Here is a 17,723-nt window from a genome sequence, read left to right as displayed (position 1 = left end):
ATGGACATCGTGAGGGACCTCGCCGTGCTCGACCTGCTGTGTGTCCAGGACTTCCCCACGGAACACGGCAGTACGGAGGTGGGGTGCGGCGGGCCCGGATACTTCGTGGTCCCGTTAGGGCCGGTCACCTGGCCGAGCCCGGAGGACCTGTACGCCTACGAGGTGGCGATGATCCAGCGGCTGAACGAACGGCTGGGCGGCAACAAGCACTGGGGGGCCACGACGCTCAGGGAACGCCTCATACGCGGCGAGGAGATAGCCCAGCCGTGGGCGAAGCTCGGCGTACTGGCGGACGACCTGCGCACCTGGCCGGCCGGCCGGACCGGGCGATGGATCACCCTGACCGTCTCCGACCGGGAGGATGCCGACTCGGCCCGACTGCTCGCCGCGGTCACCGACGCCGAAGCCCCCTGACCGGCTGACCCTCCGCCGCCACCCGGAGCCTCGCGAACTCCTCGGCCATCGTCTGCGCCGTCCAATGCGCGTTCAGCCCGCTCGGATTCGGCAGCACCCACACGCGCGTGTCCCCGATCATCCGGTCCTGCGGCCCCACCCGGGCCTTGCGGTCGTCGAAGGCCGCGCGGTACGCCGTCACCCCCACCACCGCCAGCCAGCGGGGCCGCAGCCGCGCCACCTTCAGCGCCAACTGCCGCCCGCCCTCCCGGTACTCCTCCGCGCTCAACTCGTCCGCCCGCGCGGTCGCCCGCGCCACGACGTTCGTGATGCCGAGCCCGTACGACAGCAACTCCCCCTGCTCCGCGGGCTTCAGCAGCCGGGGCGTGAAGCCCGACAGGTGCAGCACCGGCCAGAAGCGGTTGCCGGGGCGGGCGAAGTGATGGCCCGTCGCCGCCGTCATCAGACCGGGGTTGATGCCGCAGAACAGGACATGGAGGCCGTCCGCGACCACGTCCGGGACGAGACGGTCGCGCGCGGCCTGAAGTTCCTCCTGGGTGAAGCGGGTCAGAGGATCGCCCCCGGCGTGTAGCCCGCGGCCTCCGGGTGCTGCTTGACGATCTCCTCGACGCGGCCGACGACCGCGGCGACCTGGGCGGCCGCGGCGCCGGTGAAGGACAGCTTGTCGGCCATCAGCGTGTCCAGCTGGGCGCGGTCGAGGGGGATGCGCTCGTCGGCGGCCAGCTTGTCGAGCAGTTCGTTGCGCTCGGCGCCCTGCTCGCGCATCGCCAGCGCGGAGGCGACGGCGTTCTCCTTGATGGCCTCGTGCGCGACCTCGCGGCCCACACCGGCACGCACCGCGCCCATGAGGACCTTGGTCGTGGCGAGGAAGGGAAGGTAGCGGTCCAGCTCGCGCGCGACCACGGCGGGGAACGCGCCGAACTCGTCCAGGACCGTCAGGAACGTCTCCAGCAGCCCGTCCAGCGCGAAGAACGCGTCCGGGAGGGCCACCCGGCGCACCACCGAGCAGGAGACGTCTCCCTCGTTCCACTGGTCGCCCGCCAGCTCGCCGGTCATGGAGGCGTAGCCGCGCAGGACGACCATGAGGCCGTTGACGCGCTCGCAGGACCGCGTGTTCATCTTGTGCGGCATCGCGGAGGAGCCGACCTGGCCCGGCTTGAAACCCTCGGTCACCAGTTCGTGCCCGGCCATCAGCCGGATCGTCTTGGCCAGCGAGGAGGGAGCGGCGGCCAGCTGGACGAGGGCGGTGACGACCTCGTAGTCCAGTGAGCGCGGGTAGACCTGGCCGACCGAGGTGAACGCCTGCGAGAAGCCGAGGTGTCCGGCGATCCGGTTCTCCAGCTCGGCGAGCTTGGCCGCGTCGCCGCCCAGCAGGTCCAGCATGTCCTGCGCCGTGCCGACGGGGCCCTTGATGCCGCGCAGCGGGTAACGGCCCAGCAGCTCCTCGACCCTGCCGTACGCCACGAGCAGTTCGTCGGCGGCCGTCGCGAACCGCTTGCCCAGCGTGGTGGCCTGCGCGGCGACGTTGTGCGAGCGGCCGGCCATGACCAGCTCGCCGTACTCGCCGGCCAGCTTGCCCAGGCGGGCGAGGACGGCCACGGTGCGGTCGCGCATCAGCTCCAGCGACAGCCGGATCTGCAGCTGCTCCACGTTCTCCGTGAGGTCGCGGGAGGTCATGCCCTTGTGCACGTGCTCGTGCCCGGCGAGGTCGTTGAACTCCTCGATCCGCGCCTTCACGTCGTGCCGCGTGACCTTCTCGCGCTCGGCGATGGAGGCCAGGTCGACGGTGTCGAGGACGCGCTCGTAGTCGGCGATCGCCGCGTCCGGCACCTCGATGCCGAGGTCCTTCTGGGCCCGCAGCACGGCGAGCCAGAGCTGCCGCTCCAGCTTCACCTTCTGCTCGGGCGACCAGAGCGTGGCGAGCTCGGCGGAGGCGTAGCGTCCGGCGAGGACGTTCGGGATGCGGGGCTTGGCGGGAGCGGAAGTCACGTGGATGGATTCTACTGGCGATTCGTGCAGGCCAGCGCCGCGGCCCGGTTCGTCGGATGCTACGAGACCGGCGTCACGGTGCGGCGTCGGCGAGTTCCGCCAGCACGTCCGCGTGGTACAGCTCGGGCGCGCACCAGCAGGCCAGCGTGCGGCCGTGCAGCTCCGGCACCAGGTCCAGCAGCTCGGGACGCTCCAGCAGATACGCCCGGTACATCGCCATCACCTCCGCGCGGGTGCCGTCCCGGCGGCGCTCGGAGGTGTCGTACGCGAAGGGGTTGGAGAGCGGGTGCCGGGGCAGGTCCCAGCCGCCCAGGGTCCAGCGGCGGCCGACGTAGACGACGCCCTCGGGGGCGAGTTCCAGCCGGGGGCCGAAGTCGTGGATGCGGCCCCTGAGGTTGATCACTCGCGTCACCATGAGCGTCTAGGCCACCGGGCCCTCGTAGGGCAGCAGGTCCGGGCGCTTGGCGGGGCGGCCGTCGCCCGAGGAGCGGCCCGTCAGGCGGCGGCCGATCCACGGCAGCAGGTGCTGCCGGGCGAACCGCGCGTCCGCGATGCGCCGGGCGAGCCAGCCGGGCGGCACGGTGGCCGGCACCGGCGTGCGCCACTCGGTGTCCTCGGGGTCGTAGCCGAGCCCTTGCCAGACCGCCTCGGCGACCCTGCGGTGCCCCTCGGCCGTCAGGTGCAGCCGGTCCACGTCCCACAGCCGTGGATCGCTCAGCGAGGGCGCCCCGTACAGGTCGACGACCAGGGCGCCGTGCCGTGCCGCCAGCTCCTCGACGGTGGCGAACAACTCCTCCATGCGCGGCCGGAACCGCTCCAGGACCGGGCCCTGCCGGCCGGGGCTGCGCATCAGCACCAGCTGCTCGCAGGACGGCGCCAGCCGCTCCACCGCCTCCGTCAGCAGCCCTTGGACGCGGCCCATGTCGCACTTGGGCCGCAGGGTGTCGTTGAGGCCGCCGACCAGGGTGATCACATCGGGCCGCATGGCCGCCGCCACGTCGACCTGCTCCTCGACGATCTGCCCGATCAGCTTGCCGCGCACGGCGAGGTTGGCGTACCGGAAACCGGGGGTCACGGCGGCCATCCGGCCGGCCAGGAGATCGGCCCAGCCCCGGTAGGAGCCGTCCGGGAGGAGGTCCGACATGCCCTCGGTGAAGGAGTCGCCGACCGCGACGAGGCTGGTGTATGTGGGGTTCTTCTGCATGGCGGATGAGATGGTAACCCGTTTGCCATACCCGCCGGTCGGTCGGCCTCCCGGTGCCCGTGGTCAGGCGGGCTGTCCGAACAGCTCCCGCAGCACGTCCTCCATGGTCACCAGCCCCTCCAGCCGCCCGTCGTCACCGAGCACGGCGGCGAGATGGGTACGGCTGCCGCGCATCGCCGTCAGGACGTCGTCCAGCGGGGTGGCCGCCCGCACGCGCGCGATGGGCCGCATGTCCCGTACCCGGAACGGCACGTCCCGGCCGGCGGCGTCCAGGGCGTCCTTCACATGCAGATAGCCGACGATCCGGCGGCCCTCGTCGACGACCGGGAAGCGCGAGAATCCCGACTCGGCCGACAGCCGCTCCAACTCCTCCGGAGTGACCCCAACGCGCGCGTAGACGACGCGTTCCAGCGGCAGGACGACATCGCGCACCGGACGCCGGCCCAGTTCCAGGGCGTCGTTCAGCCGCTCCAGCGCACGGTCGTCGATCAGACCCGCCGCGCCCGAGTCCTGCACGATGCGGGCCAGCTCGGCGTCCGAGAAGGTCGCCGCGACCTCGTCCCTGGCCTCCACCCGCAGCAGCCTCAGCAGGGTGTTGGCCAAGGCGTTGACCGTGAAGATCACCGGACGCAGGGCGCGGGACAGGGCGACCAGCGGCGGCCCGAGCAGCAGCGCGCTGCGCACCGGCTCCGCGAGCGCGACGTTCTTCGGCACCATCTCGCCGAGCAGCATGTGCAGATAGGTCGCCAGGGAGAGCGCGATCACGAAGGACACCGCGTGCCCCGCGCCCTTGGACACGCCCACGGCGTGGAACACCGGCTCAAGCAGATGCGCGATGGCCGGCTCGGCGACGACACCGAGGACCAGGGTGCACAGCGTGATGCCGAGCTGGGCCGCCGCCAGCAGCGCGGACACGTGCTCCAGACCCCACAGCACGCTCCTGGCCCGCCGGTCGCCCTCCTCGGCGTGGGGTTCGATCTGGCTGCGGCGTACCGAGATCAGCGCGAACTCGGCGCCGACGAAGAAGGCGTTGACGACGAGCGTCAGAAGTCCGATCAGCAGCTGTACGGCGGTCACTTCCCACCCTCCTCGACGGTTCGGTCGGCGCTGTCGTCGAACGGCGCGTGCATCAGCACCCGCGCGGCCCGGCGCCCCGAGGCGTCCACCACGTCCAGCCGCCATCCGGCGACGTCGACGGTGTCGCCGGTGGCCGGGATGCGGCCGAGCTCGCTCGCGACGAGGCCGGCCAGCGTCTCGTACGGTCCCTCGGGCGCCCGGAGTCCGACCCGGGCGAGCTGGTCGACGCGGGCGGAGCCGTCGGCCGAGTACAGGGCTCGGCCGTCGTCGTCGCTGCCCGCCGGGGCGAGGTCGGGTGTCTCGTGCGGGTCGTGCTCGTCGCGCACCTCGCCGACGACCTCCTCTACGATGTCCTCCAGGGTGGCCACGCCGGCGGTGCCGCCGTACTCGTCGATCACGACGGCCATGGTCCGCTTGCCGGACAGCCGGTCGAGCAGCCGGTCGACGGTGAGTGTCTCCGGGACGAGCAGCGGCTCGCGCATGATCTCGGAGACGGGTACGCGCGGACGACGGTCGGCGGGTATCGCCAGCACGTCCTTGATGTGCGCGATGCCGACGACCGAGTCGAGGCCGCCGCGGTGGACGGGGAAGCGGGACAGCCCGGTCGCGCGGGTCGCGTTGGCCACGTCCTCAGAGGTGGCCTGGGCGTCCAGGGCGATGACCTGCACGCGCGGGGTCATCACGTTCTCCGCCGTCAGGTCGGCGAGGTTCAGGGTCCGTACGAACAGCTCCGCGGTGTCCGCTTCCAGGGCCCCTTCCCGCGCGGAGTGCCGGGCCAGCGCGGCCAGCTCCTGAGGGCCGCGCGCCGAGGCGAGCTCCTCGGCGGGCTCCAGGCCGAAGCGGCGCACCACGCGGTTGGCCGTGTTGTTGAGGTGGGTGATGAAGGGCCGGAAGGCCGCGCTGAACCAGCGCTGGGCGTTGCCCACCCGCTTGGCCATGGCCAGCGGCGAGGAGATGGCCCAGTTCTTCGGCACCAGCTCGCCGACGACCATCAGGAAGAGGGTCGACAGCGCCGTACCGAGCACCAGGGCGATCGAGTCGGCCGCGGAGCGCGACAGGCCCAGCGACTGGATCGGGCCCGCGATCAGTTTGGCGATGGACGGTTCGGCGAGCATGCCGACGACCAGGTTGGTGACGGTGATGCCGAGCTGGGCGCCGGAGAGCTGGAACGTCAGGTTCCGTACGGCCTTCAGGGCGCCCGAGGCGCCCCGCTCGCCGCGCTCCACGGCCCGCTCCAGTTCGCCCCGGTCGACCGTGGTCAGGGAGAACTCGGCCGCGACGAAGGCGCCGCAGGCGAGCGAGAGCAGGATCGCCACCAGCAGCAGGAGCACTTCGGTCATCGGGTCACCTCCGTCCCATCGTCGGGCAGGGCGGGGAGGATCGCGCGATGTCGGACACGGCGCGTGCTACTGGGGGGCTCGCCCATGGGCGGACGCTCACACCTTTCATGCAGGACCGGGTGGTCCCCGATGCGGGGACCGAAGGGTCCTCCCATGGTAAAGGATGGGCAAAGTGTGTCAGTCGGCGAAGGGCTTCACCCAGCGCCGCCACTGCTCCTGCGGCTCGTACCCGGCCGCGCGCCAGGCGTGGTGCGCCGTCCCGTTGCGGACCAGCACCATCGCGTCCCCGCGCCGCCCGCCGAGCCGAACGAACCGCTCCTCGGCCGCCGCCAGCAACGCCGAGCCGATGCCCTGCCGGCGCCGCCGCGGATGCACCGCCAGCCGGTACAGATGGCAGCGCCAGCCGTCGAAACCCGCGATGACGGTGCCGACCAGTTCGCCGTCCTGCTCGGCCAGGATCAGCGCCTCGGGGTCACGGCCGACCAGCCGCTCCACGCCGTCCCGGTCGTCGCTGATGCTGGTGCCCTCGGCGGCCGTCTTCCAGAAGGCGAGGACGGTGTCGAGGTCGTCGGATGTCGCGGCCCGTGTGCGCGGTTCAGTCATACGGCGATTCCAGCACCGGCGGCCTGCCGGGACACGGAATTCCAGCATCCGGACGCTCAACGCCCGCGCGGCCGTGCCATGGTCCAGCACCTGGGCGACGATCTCGTCCACGGTGCCCACCAGCGGGATCGGCGGCTCCAGCGACTCTTCCAGGGTCGCGTCGGGCACGACGCGGGGCCGATCAGGCCGATGCCGAAGCGGCACGTGCGGGGGATGACCTCGCCTCGTCGTCAGGACGGAGGCTCCTTCAGTCATGGGCGATGGCCGCCAGCACGTTCATGCGCGACGCACGCAGCGCGGGCAGCAGGGCCGCCACGACACCCACCACCGCCGAGCCGATCACCACCGCGACGATCGTGCCCCAGGGGATCGCCAGTGCCTTCATGCCCTGCAGCGCCAGCACCTGCTGGGTGCACACGCCCCACACCAGACCGAGCGCGAGCCCGAGCACCGCGCCGAAGACCGCGATCACCACCGACTCCAGCCGGATCATCCGCCGCAACTGGCGCCGGGCGAGCCCGATGGCACGCAGCAGCCCGATCTCCCGGGTGCGCTCCACCACCGACAGGGCGAGGGTGTTGACCACGCCGAGCACCGCGATGATGATCGCCAGTCCGAGCAGCGCGTACACCAGGTAGAGCAGCACGGCGATCTGGTCGTGGATCAGCTTCTTGTAGTCGGCCTGGTCGCGGACCTGGACCTGCGGATAGGGCTTGAGCGTGGTCTCCAGGTTCCTGCGCAGCTGGTCGGCACTGGTGCCGGCGGCCTTGTCGACGTAGAGCACGGTGTCCTGCCCGCCCGGCACGTACTTCTCCACCGTGGCGATGCCGAAGTACAGCCCGCCCTGGGTGCCGAACCCGCTGGAGCCCTCCTGGTTGGTCAGGGCGCCGACCCGGACCCGGGTTGTCTGCCGGCCGGGGAACTCGACGGCCAGCACGCTGCCCAGACGTACGTGGTGGTCGTCGGCGAACTTCGCGTCCATGGCGATGCCGCCGTCGGCCAGCGCGGACGCCGTGTCGCCCTGGGTGTAGGTGATGTGCGCGACGTCGTCGAGTCTCGGGTCGAAGCCCGCGGCCGTGGTCTCGACCCGTTTGCCGTCCGGCAGCCGTACCGCGACGGCCGTGAAGCGCTCCCGGACGACGAGACGGACGCCGTCCGTCGCCCGTACCTTGTCGGTGATCTCCTGGTTGAACGGCATGAAGTTGCTGTTCTGCACCATGAAGTCGGCGCCGAGCGTCTTGTCGATCTGCCGGTCGAAGGACTTGGACATCGAGGCGCTGGCCACCGACATCCCGCCCACCAGGGCGAGGCCCACCATGAGCGCGGCCGCGGTGGCCCCGGTACGGCGGGGATTGCGCAGGGCGTTGCGCTGGCTCATCCGGCCGACCGAGCCGAACAGCGCGGGGAAGGCACCGCCCAGCACCCGGATCATCGGCCGGACCAGAAGCGGCCCGGCGATCACGGTCGCGATGAGCGTCAGGACCACGCCGAGCCCCAGCAGGGAGGCCGCCGAGGCGGTCTTCGAGGACGCGGCGCAGCCCGCCAGCGCGGCCACCCCGAGCACCCCGACGACGGACCCGGCCACGGCACGCACCTTCAGGGGGCGCCCGACGCCCGCCACTTCGGCGTCCGCCAGTGCCGCCATCGGGGACACGCCGGCGGCGCGCCGTGCCGGGAGGTAGGCCGCGACGAAGGTGACGCCGACCCCGACGACGTACGCGGCGACCGGTGTCGCCCAGCCGACGACCATCTCGGCCGTCGTGAGGTTCATGCCGAAGGTGGCCATCAGCTTGATCAGCCCGGCGGCGAGCCCGATCCCGGCCGCCAGGCCCAGTGTCGAGCCGACCAGGCCCAGCAGCACCGCCTCGGTGAGCACGGAGCGGCGCACCTGCCGCCGGTCGGCCCCCAGGGCACGCAGCAGCCCGAGTTCACGGGTGCGCTGGGCGATCAGCATGGAGAAGGTGTTGACGATCAGGAAGACGCCGACCAGGACCGCGATGCCCGCGAAGCCGAGCATCACGTACTTGATGACGTCGAGGAATCCGCCCAGCTGCGCCGCCGAGGACTTGGCCTGCTCACCCGCCGTCCGTACGTCGTAGTCGCGGGTGCCGGTCACGGCGGTGACGCGCCGCTTGAGCTGGGGGTCGGTCACGCCCTTCGCGGCGAACACGGAGATGCTCGTGGCCCGGTCGGGTGAGCCGAGCAGCTTGGCGGCGGCCACCCGGGGATCGAGGTAGACCAGGGCGGCCCCCGGGTTGGTGGTGGTGAAGGTGGCGATCCCGACCACCCGGACGCGGAAGGTGCCCGGCTGGGCCATCACGGTGAGCGGGTCGCCGATCCGCACGTGCCTCTTGTCGGCGGTGTCCGCGTCGAGCAGCGCCTCGCCCGCGCCGCGCGGGGCATGACCGGAGGTCAGCCGCACGGGGCTGCGGTCGGTCAGGTACCAGTCCGTGGCGATGGTGGGTGCGCCGGTGGTGGGGCCCACCGACTTGTCGTGCCGGTCGACGATCGTGACGTTCTGGACGCCCACCTCCGCGTGGGTCGACCTGACGCCGTCGACCCGCGTCAGCCGCCGCGCCAGCTCTGCGGGCACGGTCCGGGTCTCGCCGGTGGGCACGGAGGACTTCAGGTCCTCCTTGGGCGAGACGGTGACGTCGGCGGCGGTGGAGTGGAAGAGCCGGTCGAACGTGCGGGTCACCGTGTCCGAGAAGATCAGGCTGCCCGCGACGAAGGCCACGGACAGGATGATCGCGAGCGCCGAGAGCAGCAGCCGGCCCTTGTGCGCGAGGAAGCTCCGCAGCGTCGCCCTGAGCACCGGCCTACTCCCGTCCGTCCGTGTCCGCGCCCTCGTCCTTGTCGCCGACCTGGCTGCGGATGACGTCGAACCGCTTCATCCGCTCCAGTACGGCCTCCGCCGTGGGTCGCTCCATCTCGTCCACGATGCGCCCGTCGCCGAGGAAGAGCACCAGGTCGGAGTGGGCGGCGGCCCCCGGGTCATGGGTGACCATGACGACGGTCTGCCCCAGCTCGTCGACGGCCTGGCGCAGAAAGGCGAGCACCTCCAGGCCGGCCCGCGAGTCCAGGTTGCCGGTCGGCTCGTCGGCGAAGATCAGCTCGGGCCGCGAGGCCAGCGCCCGTGCGCAGGCCACACGCTGCTGCTGGCCGCCGGACAGCTGCGAGGGCCGGTGCTTGAGCCGGTCCCGCAGACCGAGGGTGTCGATGACCTGGTCCAGCCACTTCTCGTCCGGCTTCTTGCCGGCGATGTCCATGGGCAGGGTGATGTTCTCGGCCGCGTTGAGCGTCGGGATGAGGTTGAACGACTGGAACATGAACCCGATCCGGTCCCGCCTCAGCCGGGTCAGCTCGCGCTCCTTCAGCCCCGTGATCTCGGTGTCACCGAGCCACACCTGACCCGCCGAGACCGTGTCCAGGCCCGCGAGGCAGTGCATCAGCGTGGACTTGCCCGAGCCCGATGGGCCCATGACGGCGGTGAAGCGGCCGCGTGCGATGTCCACGTCCACCGAGTCCAGGGCCAGCACCGTCGTCTCGCCCGAGCCGTACGCCTTGGTCAGCCCGCGGGCGCGGGCCGCGATCCCGTCGGCCGGCGCCTGGCCGGGGGCGTGCTCCGCAGCAGATGTGGACAAGGCCGCTTCCTCCTCAGGACGTGCCGACTCCCGCGTCCCGGCCGAGCGTAGTGTGATCCCGCCCACACCCGGTATCCCCCTTGCGGTCGGGCCGGTCTCCACCCCAGGTCGTGCCCCCGGTACCGGTGTAAGGGGCATCCTCCACCCTGGGCAGGAGGGCACGTGCCTCTTGCCGCGCTAGCGCCTCGGCGCTAGCTTCGAGGTATGGCGAAGACGCAACTGAACGTGAGAGTGGACGAGGGCACCGCCCGCGCCGCCCGCGAGCGCGCCCTGGCCCGCGGGATGAGCGTCAACCGCTACATAGAGGAACTGGTCAGACAGGACACCGGCGAAGTGGGGCACACCTTCGTCGAGGCCGCGGCCGACTTCATGAAGCAGTACGAGTCGGTCTTCGCGGACGAGTTCGGCGGGGAGAACGAGGGCACGCGCGAAGGTCGCCGCTGATCCCTTGAGCAACCTCAGAATCGACCTCGCCTGGCTTCTCATGCTCGCCGAACAGAACACACCGGGGGATCCCCAGGTCACCGACTGGGGCGCCCTCGTCGCGGCCGTCGCCCGCCACGAGGCGGAGATATTCGACGTGCCCGTCTACGACAGCCCGCACGCGCGCGCCGCCTCCCTGCTCCAACTCCTCATCCACGTCCCGGCGCTGGAGCGTTCCAACGCCCTGTTCGCCTCGGCCGTCGCCTACGCCTATCTCGTCGCCAGCGGCCTGAAGGTGGCCACCTCGCCCGTGCAGGTCCGCGAACTGGCCCGGCTGGTCAAGAGCGGCGAGGCGACGGTGTACGACATCGCCGCCGAGCTGCGCCAGTGGACGGTCTGATCACGTGTCCGCGGCCGCTTCCCCGGCCGCCGGCCGCCAGGCCGTGCCCAGCACGCAGTACGAGGTGGGCAGGGTCGGTCCGGACTCCGGCATCAGCAGCCGCCGGTAGGGGCCGAGTTCGAACCCGGCGGCGCGCAGGGCGGCGACCGGGTCGCGGGCGAGGTGACAGCCGCCGTTGAGCGGCGGCCACAGCGTGCGGTCCAGGAGCCGCTGGGTGAGGGTCATCGCCGGACCGCCACCCCGGCCGTGCTCGAAGAACCGCACGACTCCACCGGGCCGCAGCACCCGCCGTACCTCGCCCAGCGCCCTGGGCACGTCCCGCACGCTGCACAGCACCAGCGAGACCACCGCCGCGTCGAAGGCCTCGCTCTTGACCGGCAGCGCCTCCGCGGTGGCCGGCACGACGTCGACCGGCACCTCGGCGCGCAGGGCGTTCTCGACCGCCAACTGCCGCAGACTGCGCTCCGGTTCGAGCGCGACCACCTCCGACACGGTGCTCGGATAGTGCGCGAAGTTGAGCCCGTTCCCCGCGCCGATCTCGATGACGCGGCCCGAGAGCCCCGCCAGCAGCCGGTCACGGATCGCGCCCATCCCCATTCGGGTCTCGGCCAAGACACTGACCCGGACGTAGTAGCGGGCGAACAGCGGGTGGTGCACGGGATCCCGGGCCGCCTTCACGGAGCCGGAGCCGGGGGACCGTAGTGGCATGGGGACCTCCTCCGCAGGACGGGCCTTGGGGCGATTGTCCCCCGAACGGGCCCGATACACCCCTCTGTGGCCGGTCACCGGACGAAGTCGCGGCCCGGTCCCCTACGGCTGGGGCGCCTCCCGCGTCCGGAACGCCTCAGCGTCCCAGGTGCCGTCCAGCCGTGACGCGAGCCAACCCGGTGCCTGCGCGCGGAAGTCGGCCGGTGCGAGGGAGCCGGCCCCCATGGGGAGGGCGCCCAGCAGCGGGGCTCCGGCGACGTCCGGCAGGTCGGTGATGTTGCAGCGCATCGCCAGATCGGGGGAGTCCGGCCAGCCGCCGATGACGACCCCCAGCAACTCCACGCTCCGGCGCCGCAGTTCATGCGCCGTCAGTTCCGTGGTGTTGAGGGTGCCGAGAGCGGCCGTCGCCACCACCAGCACCGGAGCCCGCAGCAGTTGCGCCGCGTCCGCCAGGGTCCCGCCCGCCTCGTCGAACCGCACGAGCAGTCCGCCGGCGCCTTCCACCAGCACCAGATCGTGCTCGGCGGCCAGCTTGGCGGCGGCCTCCGCGATGTCCTGCGGACGCACCGGCGTCATCCCGGCCCGCCGCGCGGCCGTGGCCGGTGCCAACGGCTCGGGAAAGCGGGCCAGTTCGGTAGCCGTCACATCGCCCGCCAGCCGGGCCACCTCGTCCGCGTCCCCGCGCTCGTCCGGCCGTACCCCCGTCTGCGCGGCCTTCAGCACCGCCACCGAGCGGTCGGCGGCGACCGCGGCGGCGGCGACCGCGGCCGTCGTGATCGTCTTGCCGACCTCGGTCCCCGTGCCCGTGATCACCAGTACCGGCATCTCAACCCTCCCGCGCCGCCGCGCACACGGCGCGCGCGATCCGTGCCACGTCCGCGTCCCCGGTGACGTACGGCGGCATCGTGTAGACCAGGTCGCGGAAGGGCCGCAGCCACACGCCCTCGCGCACGGCCGCCTCCGTGGCGGCCTTCATGTCGACGGCGTGGTCCAGTTGCACGACCCCGATGGCGCCCAGGACCCGTACGTCCCGCACCCCCGGAAGCTCACGCGCCGGTTCCAGCCCTTCCCGCAGCCCCGCCTCGATGCGCTTGACCTCCGCGAGCCAGTCCTGGCCGAGCAGCAGCCCGATCGAGGCGCAGGCGACGGAGGCGGCCAGCGGGTTGCCCATGAAGGTCGGCCCGTGGGCGAGTACCGGGACTTCGCCCCGCGAGATGCCGTCGGCGACCCGCGCGGTGCACAGGGTCGCCGCCATGGTCAGGTAGCCGCCGGTCAGCGCCTTGCCGACACACATCACGTCCGGCGTGACGGCCGCGTGCTCCGCCGCGAACAGGGCGCCCGTCCGGCCGAAACCGGTCGCGATCTCGTCGAAGACCAGCAGCACGTCGTGCGCGTCGCACGCCTCGCGCAGCACCCGCAGATAGGTGGGGGAGTGGAACCGCATCCCGCCCGCGCCCTGCACCACCGGCTCGACGATGACGGCGGCGAGCTCGTCGGCGTGCTCGGCGATGGCGGAGCGCAGCTTCTCGGCGTACGCCTCCTCGTACTCGGCCGGGGGCGCGTCGACGAACACCTGGCGCGGCAGCACCCCGGTCCACAGCTCGTGCATCCCGCCCTCGGGATCGCACACCGACATCGGCTGCCAGGTGTCGCCGTGGTAGCCGCCGCGCCAGGTCAGCAGCCGCTGTTTCGCGGGCCGCCCGAGGGAACGCCAGTACTGCAGGCACATCTTGACCGCCACCTCGACCGACACCGAGCCGGAGTCGGCGAGGAAGACATGCTCCAGACCGTCAGGAGACATGTCGACAAGTAGCTTCGCGAGGCGTACCGCGGGCTCGTGGGTGAGCCCGCCGAACATCACATGGCTCATCCGGCCGAGCTGCTCGCGCGCGGCCTCGTTGAGCACCGGGTGGTTGTAGCCGTGGATCGCCGACCACCAGGACGACATGCCGTCGACCAGCTCGCCCGAGCCGTCCGCCATCCGCAGCCGCACCCCGCTCGCCGACTCCACGACGAGCGGTTCGGCCCGGCCGGGCATCGGCCCGTAGGGATGCCACACGTGCCGCCGGTCCAGCTCCAGCAGCTCGGGGACGGGCAGGTCAGGCATTGGGCGCGAGGTCCGTTCCGGCACCGCGGCGGCGCACGGCGACCAGGTCGGTGCGGGGCTCGGCCGCGACCGCCGCCGTACCGCACACCCCGCCGGCCTCGTGCGAGCCGCACCCGGCGCCGTCGTGGGAGCCGCAGCCCGCGCTCTCGTGCGAGCCGCAGCCGCCGCCGGCCGTCACCCGGTGCTCCGGCAGGGTCACCTGGTCGGTGCCCTCCACCTCGAACCCGGCGTCCGCGATCATCTCCAGGTCGGCCTGGCCGGCCTGGCCCTCGGTGGTCAGGTAGTCGCCGAGGAAGATCGAGTTGGCCAGGTGCAGGGCGAGCGGCTGCTGGGTGCGCAGATGGACCTCGCGGCCGCCCGCGATGCGCACCTCGATGTCCGGGCAGACGAACCGCACCATCGCCAGGATGCGCAGACAGCGCTGCGGGGTGAGGTGCCACTCCTTGGCCAGCGGGGTGCCCTCGACCGGGATCAGGAAGTTGACCGGAACGGAGTCCGGGTCCAGCTCGCGCAGTGAGAACACGACGTCGACCAGGTCCTCGTCGCTCTCGCCCATCCCGGCGATCAGGCCCGAGCAGGCCGACAGACCGGCCGCGTGCGCCTTGGTCACGGTGTCGACGCGGTCGGCGTAGGTGTGCGTGGTCGTGATGTCCCCGTACGTCGACTCCGAGGTGTTGAGGTTGTGGTTGTAGGCGTCCGCGCCCGCCTCGCGCAGCCGCTCGGCCTGGCCGTCGGAGAGCAGACCCAGGCAGGCGCACACCTCGACGCCCTCGTTCTGGTCCTTGATCGCCTTGATGGTGCCCGCGACCCGGTCGATGTCCCGGTCGGTCGGACCGCGCCCGGACGCCACCAGGCACACCCGCTTGGCGCCGCCCGCCAGGCCGGCCGCCGCGGCCTTGGAGGCCTCGTCCGGCTTGAGCCAGGTGTACTTGAGGATGCCCGTGTCGGACCCGAGGCGCTGGGAGCAGTAGGAGCAGTCCTCGGGACACAAGCCGGACTTGAGGTTGACGAGGTAATTCAGTTTCACCCGCCGGCCGAACCAGTGCCGGCGCACCTTTCCGGCCGCGGCTACCACGTCGAGCAGGTCGTCGTCGGAAGTGGCGAGGACGGCCAGAGCTTCCTCGCGGGTCGGCAGCTCGCGCCGAAGCCCCTTGTCCACCAGCGTGTTCAGCAGGTCCATGAGAGCCGATCCTGTCTTACCGACCCGTCCCGGGCCAAGGAGAGATTGAACAAGAGCCGCACTTCGCCGTGTGTGGATTGCCACACCATGGGGTGCGGCCGGTGCGATTAGTGTCTGTTCACTGCCTACAAAATCCCCGGAGGAGCCATGGCGTTCGGCTGGATCGACGAGCAGGCGGAGCTGCGCCGCCGCGCCGGACTCGTACGGACCCTGCGGCCACGTCCGGCCGACTCGCCGCTGCTGGACCTCGCGAGCAACGACTACCTGGGGCTGGCCCATCACCCCGAGGTCGCAGAGGGGGCGGCCGCGGCGGCGCGCACCTGGGGCGGCGGCTCGACCGGCTCCCGGCTCGTCACCGGCACCACGGAACTGCACACCGAGCTGGAGCGGGAGCTGGCCGGGTTCTGCGGTTTCGAGGCGGCGCTGGTCTTCTCCTCCGGCTACGCGGCCAATCTCGCCGCCGTCACCGCGCTGGCCCCGCACGGCTCGCTGATCGTCTCCGACGCGGGCAACCACGCCTCGCTGATCGACGGCTGCCGACTGGCCCGGGGCGTCACCCAGGTGGTGCCGCACTCCGACCCGGAGGCGGTGCGCAAGGCGCTGCGGACGGGTGAGGGCCCCGCGGTCGTCGTGTCCGACACGGTGTTCTCCGTCGACGGCGACGCCGCCCCGCTGGCCGCGTACGCCGCCGCGTGCCGGGAGCGCGGTGCCGGTCTGGTGGTCGACGACGCCCACGGACTCGGCGTCCTGGGCGACGGCGGCCGGGGTGCCGCGCAGGCGGCGGGCCTGGCGGGCGCCGAGGACGTGGTGGTCACGGTCACGCTGTCCAAGTCGCTCGGCAGCCAGGGCGGAGCGGTCCTCGGCCCGGCCCGGGTCATCGACCATCTGGTCAACGCGGCCCGGACGTTCATCTTCGACACGGGCCTCGCCCCCGCGGCGGCGGGCGCGGCACTTGCGGCGCTGAGGCTGCTGCGCGGTGAGCCGGAGCGGGCGGCACGGGCCCGTGAGGTGGCCGCCGAACTGCACGCACGGCTGACCTCCGCGGGTCATGAGGCCGTACGTCCCGACGCCGCGGTCGTCTCGGTGCGCGCGACGTCCCCGGAGGGGGCCGTGCGGTGGGCGGCCGACTGCCGTACGGCAGGCCTCGCCGTGGGCTGCTTCCGTCCTCCTTCCGTGCCCGACGGCATCTCCCGGCTCAGGCTCACCGCCCGCGCGGACCTCTCCGAGGCGCAGGTGGAACACGCTGTACGGGTGATCGGGGAAACGCGACCATGAGTCGGCGTGACACGGCCGAGCCTCATCCGATCAAAACCGATCAGAAACTGTTCAGTAGGTGATTACGGCCGGAACGCGGCGGTGAACTCCGCCCAGCTCTCGGGGGAGAAGAGCAGCGCGGGTCCGGCCGGGTCCTTGGAGTCGCGCACCGCGAGCAGGCCGGCCGCCGGGCCGGAGCGCGGCAGTGCCGTCTCGACGCAGTTGTTCGCTCCCGTGCTGTAGCTGCTGCGCAGCCATCGCACGCCGTGCAGGTCGGTGCTGGTGGGAAGGGTCCGAGGCAGTGCGGTCATGGGTGCCTCCTTACGCGCCGTCATCCAGACCGGCGAGGTAATCCAACGAGTCCTCGGGCGAAAGGGCGTGGATCCGAAGGGTGTTGAAGGCCTCCGTATAGGCCTGGAGGTCTTCTTTCCGTTCGAGGTAGAGGCTACTCGTCAAGTGGTCGAGAACAACCACATCCAGATCAGAAGTGCTCGAAAATGAGAAGATTACGAAAGGCCCGGTGATGCCCACATGGGCCCCGGCCGTGAACGGCAGTACCTGGAGCCGCACTTGGGGCAGCCGCGCCGCCTCCATCAGCCGCTGCCGCTGGCGGGCCATGACGTCCGGGCCGCCGATCTCCCGGTGCAGCACCGCCTCGTCGAGGATCGCGCTCAGCTCCAGTGGCGGATCCGACCTGAGCACGTCCTGCCGGGCCAGCCGCACCTCCACCAGCGCGTCCAGCCGTTCGTCGTCCAGACCGCCGACGGCGGCCCGGGTCACCGCCCGCGCGTACTCGGGCGTCTGCAACAGCCCCGGCACGACCGAGGTCTCCAGGGTGCGCATCGCGCTCGCCTGGGACTCCAGACTGATGAAGTCGCGGTAGGTCGGCGGGAGCACCCCCCGGTAGGCGTGCCACCAGTGATGCCGGCCCGCGCCCTCGTCGGACCCCGCCAAGACCAGCAGCAACTCCCGAAGTTGGGAGTCGGCGACACCGTAGGCGTCCAGGAGTAACCGCACATCGGCCGGTTTCACCCCGCTGGAGCCGGTCTCGATACGGCTCACCTTCGACTGGTGCCAGCCCACCAGCCGGGCCGCCTCACCGCTGGTGAGCCCCGCGCTCGTGCGCAACGATCGCAGTTCGGTGCCCAGCTTCCGACGGCGCACCGCGGGACCGTGCAGCATGCGCTACTCCTTACTCCTTCCGGGCCACCCAAATACGGTCTCTCGTCGCAGAGTTCACCGCTTTGAGCGACAGATATATGCATATCTTGGTGGATCGGCACCGTGACCGGCGCGGTAATGGCAGTCTGGCGAAGAAGCACCAGTCCGGGACCGTACTCGAACCATCCGCTCCGTGTCGGACTCCGGTCCCGTGGGAAA

Annotated in this window: 19 protein-coding genes; 4 read left to right on the top strand and 15 right to left on the bottom strand. The window is 71.8% G+C overall.

The features are described 5' to 3' along the window. Nucleotides 1–414 (top strand): hypothetical protein, encoded by a 414-nt coding sequence (locus tag ABZ453_RS04745; protein WP_359011547.1) that lies wholly within the window; start codon nt 1–3, stop codon nt 412–414. Here the strand turns inward: ABZ453_RS04745 and mug are convergent. The 9 genes from mug to ABZ453_RS04700 all read right to left on the bottom strand — a co-directional run bounded on the left by mug (nt 392) and on the right by ABZ453_RS04700 (nt 10,271). Beyond that, nucleotides 392–964, bottom strand: a complete 573-nt coding sequence (gene mug, locus ABZ453_RS04740) for a G/U mismatch-specific DNA glycosylase (RefSeq protein WP_359011764.1) — start codon at nt 962–964, stop codon at nt 392–394. The two genes, ABZ453_RS04745 and mug, sit on opposite strands and share 23 nt — an antisense overlap. Further along, entirely contained in the window at nt 961–2,403 is a 1,443-nt protein-coding gene (purB, locus tag ABZ453_RS04735) for an adenylosuccinate lyase (RefSeq protein ID WP_359011545.1), read from the bottom strand. Before purB ends, mug begins: the two co-directional genes overlap by 4 nt. Nucleotides 2,404–2,476: 73 nt before the next feature. Then, a complete protein-coding gene (locus ABZ453_RS04730) occupies nt 2,477–2,818 on the bottom strand; it encodes a DUF4326 domain-containing protein (RefSeq protein WP_359011543.1) in 342 nt (113 codons plus the stop codon). A 6-nt stretch (nt 2,819–2,824) separates the two neighbouring features. Continuing rightward, nucleotides 2,825–3,607 (bottom strand): SGNH/GDSL hydrolase family protein, encoded by a 783-nt coding sequence (locus tag ABZ453_RS04725; protein ID WP_359011541.1) that lies wholly within the window; start codon nt 3,605–3,607, stop codon nt 2,825–2,827. A gap of 63 nt (nt 3,608–3,670) precedes the next feature. Then, the gene (locus tag ABZ453_RS04720) at nt 3,671–4,684 is read right to left on the bottom strand and encodes a hemolysin family protein (RefSeq protein WP_359011539.1); all 1,014 of its coding nucleotides are present in this window, start codon (nt 4,682–4,684) and stop codon (nt 3,671–3,673) included. Further along, complete coding sequence (locus ABZ453_RS04715) at nt 4,681–6,024, bottom strand: hemolysin family protein (protein WP_359011537.1); 1,344 nt, start codon at nt 6,022–6,024, stop codon at nt 4,681–4,683. The genes ABZ453_RS04720 and ABZ453_RS04715 overlap by 4 nt, the downstream gene beginning before the upstream one ends. A gap of 177 nt (nt 6,025–6,201) precedes the next feature. After that, on the bottom strand, nt 6,202–6,627 hold the full coding sequence (locus ABZ453_RS04710; protein WP_359011762.1) for a GNAT family N-acetyltransferase: 426 nt from the start codon (nt 6,625–6,627) through the stop codon (nt 6,202–6,204). 247 nt (nt 6,628–6,874) lie between these two features. Continuing rightward, the gene (locus ABZ453_RS04705) at nt 6,875–9,442 is read right to left on the bottom strand and encodes an FtsX-like permease family protein (protein ID WP_359011535.1); all 2,568 of its coding nucleotides are present in this window, start codon (nt 9,440–9,442) and stop codon (nt 6,875–6,877) included. Nucleotides 9,443–9,446: 4 nt separating this feature from the next. Beyond that, complete coding sequence (locus tag ABZ453_RS04700; RefSeq protein WP_359011533.1) at nt 9,447–10,271, bottom strand: ABC transporter ATP-binding protein; 825 nt, start codon at nt 10,269–10,271, stop codon at nt 9,447–9,449. Between the two features lie 204 nt (nt 10,272–10,475). On the opposite strand from ABZ453_RS04700, the gene ABZ453_RS04695 reads away from it, so the two are divergent. After that, nucleotides 10,476–10,715: a toxin-antitoxin system HicB family antitoxin gene (locus tag ABZ453_RS04695; RefSeq protein ID WP_133047585.1), complete on the top strand. Its 240-nt coding sequence runs from the start codon at nt 10,476–10,478 to the stop codon at nt 10,713–10,715. A gap of 4 nt (nt 10,716–10,719) precedes the next feature. Next, on the top strand, nt 10,720–11,094 hold the full coding sequence (locus ABZ453_RS04690; protein ID WP_133047586.1) for a fic family toxin-antitoxin system, toxin component: 375 nt from the start codon (nt 10,720–10,722) through the stop codon (nt 11,092–11,094). Here the strand turns inward: ABZ453_RS04690 and ABZ453_RS04685 are convergent, their stop codons facing one another. From ABZ453_RS04685 to bioB, 4 genes are all read right to left on the bottom strand, one after another. Continuing rightward, nucleotides 11,095–11,802 (bottom strand): class I SAM-dependent methyltransferase, encoded by a 708-nt coding sequence (locus ABZ453_RS04685; protein WP_359011530.1) that lies wholly within the window; start codon nt 11,800–11,802, stop codon nt 11,095–11,097. A gap of 102 nt (nt 11,803–11,904) precedes the next feature. After that, the gene (gene bioD / locus ABZ453_RS04680) at nt 11,905–12,627 is read right to left on the bottom strand and encodes a dethiobiotin synthase (RefSeq protein ID WP_359011528.1); all 723 of its coding nucleotides are present in this window, start codon (nt 12,625–12,627) and stop codon (nt 11,905–11,907) included. Between the two features lies 1 nt (nt 12,628). Continuing rightward, on the bottom strand, nt 12,629–13,909 hold the full coding sequence (locus tag ABZ453_RS04675; protein WP_359011526.1) for an adenosylmethionine--8-amino-7-oxononanoate transaminase: 1,281 nt from the start codon (nt 13,907–13,909) through the stop codon (nt 12,629–12,631). After that, on the bottom strand, nt 13,902–15,089 hold the full coding sequence (bioB, locus tag ABZ453_RS04670) for a biotin synthase BioB (RefSeq protein ID WP_359011524.1): 1,188 nt from the start codon (nt 15,087–15,089) through the stop codon (nt 13,902–13,904). Before bioB ends, ABZ453_RS04675 begins: the two co-directional genes overlap by 8 nt. 147 nt (nt 15,090–15,236) lie before the next feature. On the opposite strand from bioB, the gene ABZ453_RS04665 reads away from it, so the two are divergent. Continuing rightward, complete coding sequence (locus tag ABZ453_RS04665; RefSeq protein ID WP_359011522.1) at nt 15,237–16,364, top strand: 8-amino-7-oxononanoate synthase; 1,128 nt, start codon at nt 15,237–15,239, stop codon at nt 16,362–16,364. A 62-nt stretch (nt 16,365–16,426) separates the two neighbouring features. On the opposite strand, the gene ABZ453_RS04660 is transcribed toward ABZ453_RS04665, so the two are convergent. Both ABZ453_RS04660 and ABZ453_RS04655 read right to left on the bottom strand, forming a co-directional pair. Beyond that, nucleotides 16,427–16,654: a DUF397 domain-containing protein gene (locus ABZ453_RS04660; protein ID WP_359011520.1), complete on the bottom strand. Its 228-nt coding sequence runs from the start codon at nt 16,652–16,654 to the stop codon at nt 16,427–16,429. 10 nt (nt 16,655–16,664) lie between these two features. Beyond that, nucleotides 16,665–17,525 (bottom strand): helix-turn-helix transcriptional regulator, encoded by an 861-nt coding sequence (locus ABZ453_RS04655; protein WP_359011518.1) that lies wholly within the window; start codon nt 17,523–17,525, stop codon nt 16,665–16,667. Nucleotides 17,526–17,723 lie beyond the last annotated feature (198 nt).

Origin of the sequence: Streptomyces sp. NPDC005799 (assembly GCF_040630525.1) — a bacterium.
Lineage (GTDB): Bacteria > Actinomycetota > Actinomycetes > Streptomycetales > Streptomycetaceae > Streptomyces > Streptomyces griseorubiginosus_B.
The sequence above is the reverse complement of the archived record's forward strand: the minus strand, read 5'-3'. Positions and strand labels throughout refer to the sequence as shown.

Excerpts from the sequence above, each read along its gene's own strand:
- ABZ453_RS04745 (WP_359011547.1), top strand. The coding sequence starts at position 1 with ATGGACATCGTGAGGGACCTCGCCGTGCTCGACCTGCTGTGTGTCCAG.
- ABZ453_RS04730 (WP_359011543.1), bottom strand. The coding sequence starts at position 2,818 with ATGGTGACGCGAGTGATCAACCTCAGGGGCCGCATCCACGACTTCGGC.
- ABZ453_RS04725 (WP_359011541.1), bottom strand. The coding sequence starts at position 3,607 with ATGCAGAAGAACCCCACATACACCAGCCTCGTCGCGGTCGGCGACTCC.
- ABZ453_RS04715 (WP_359011537.1), bottom strand. The coding sequence starts at position 6,024 with ATGACCGAAGTGCTCCTGCTGCTGGTGGCGATCCTGCTCTCGCTCGCC.
- ABZ453_RS04710 (WP_359011762.1), bottom strand. The coding sequence starts at position 6,627 with ATGACTGAACCGCGCACACGGGCCGCGACATCCGACGACCTCGACACC.
- ABZ453_RS04695 (WP_133047585.1), top strand. The coding sequence starts at position 10,476 with ATGGCGAAGACGCAACTGAACGTGAGAGTGGACGAGGGCACCGCCCGC.
- ABZ453_RS04685 (WP_359011530.1), bottom strand. The coding sequence starts at position 11,802 with ATGCCACTACGGTCCCCCGGCTCCGGCTCCGTGAAGGCGGCCCGGGAT.
- bioD (WP_359011528.1), bottom strand. The coding sequence starts at position 12,627 with ATGCCGGTACTGGTGATCACGGGCACGGGGACCGAGGTCGGCAAGACG.
- ABZ453_RS04675 (WP_359011526.1), bottom strand. The coding sequence starts at position 13,909 with ATGCCTGACCTGCCCGTCCCCGAGCTGCTGGAGCTGGACCGGCGGCAC.
- bioB (WP_359011524.1), bottom strand. The coding sequence starts at position 15,089 with ATGGACCTGCTGAACACGCTGGTGGACAAGGGGCTTCGGCGCGAGCTG.
- ABZ453_RS04665 (WP_359011522.1), top strand. The coding sequence starts at position 15,237 with ATGGCGTTCGGCTGGATCGACGAGCAGGCGGAGCTGCGCCGCCGCGCC.
- ABZ453_RS04660 (WP_359011520.1), bottom strand. The coding sequence starts at position 16,654 with ATGACCGCACTGCCTCGGACCCTTCCCACCAGCACCGACCTGCACGGC.
- ABZ453_RS04655 (WP_359011518.1), bottom strand. The coding sequence starts at position 17,525 with ATGCTGCACGGTCCCGCGGTGCGCCGTCGGAAGCTGGGCACCGAACTG.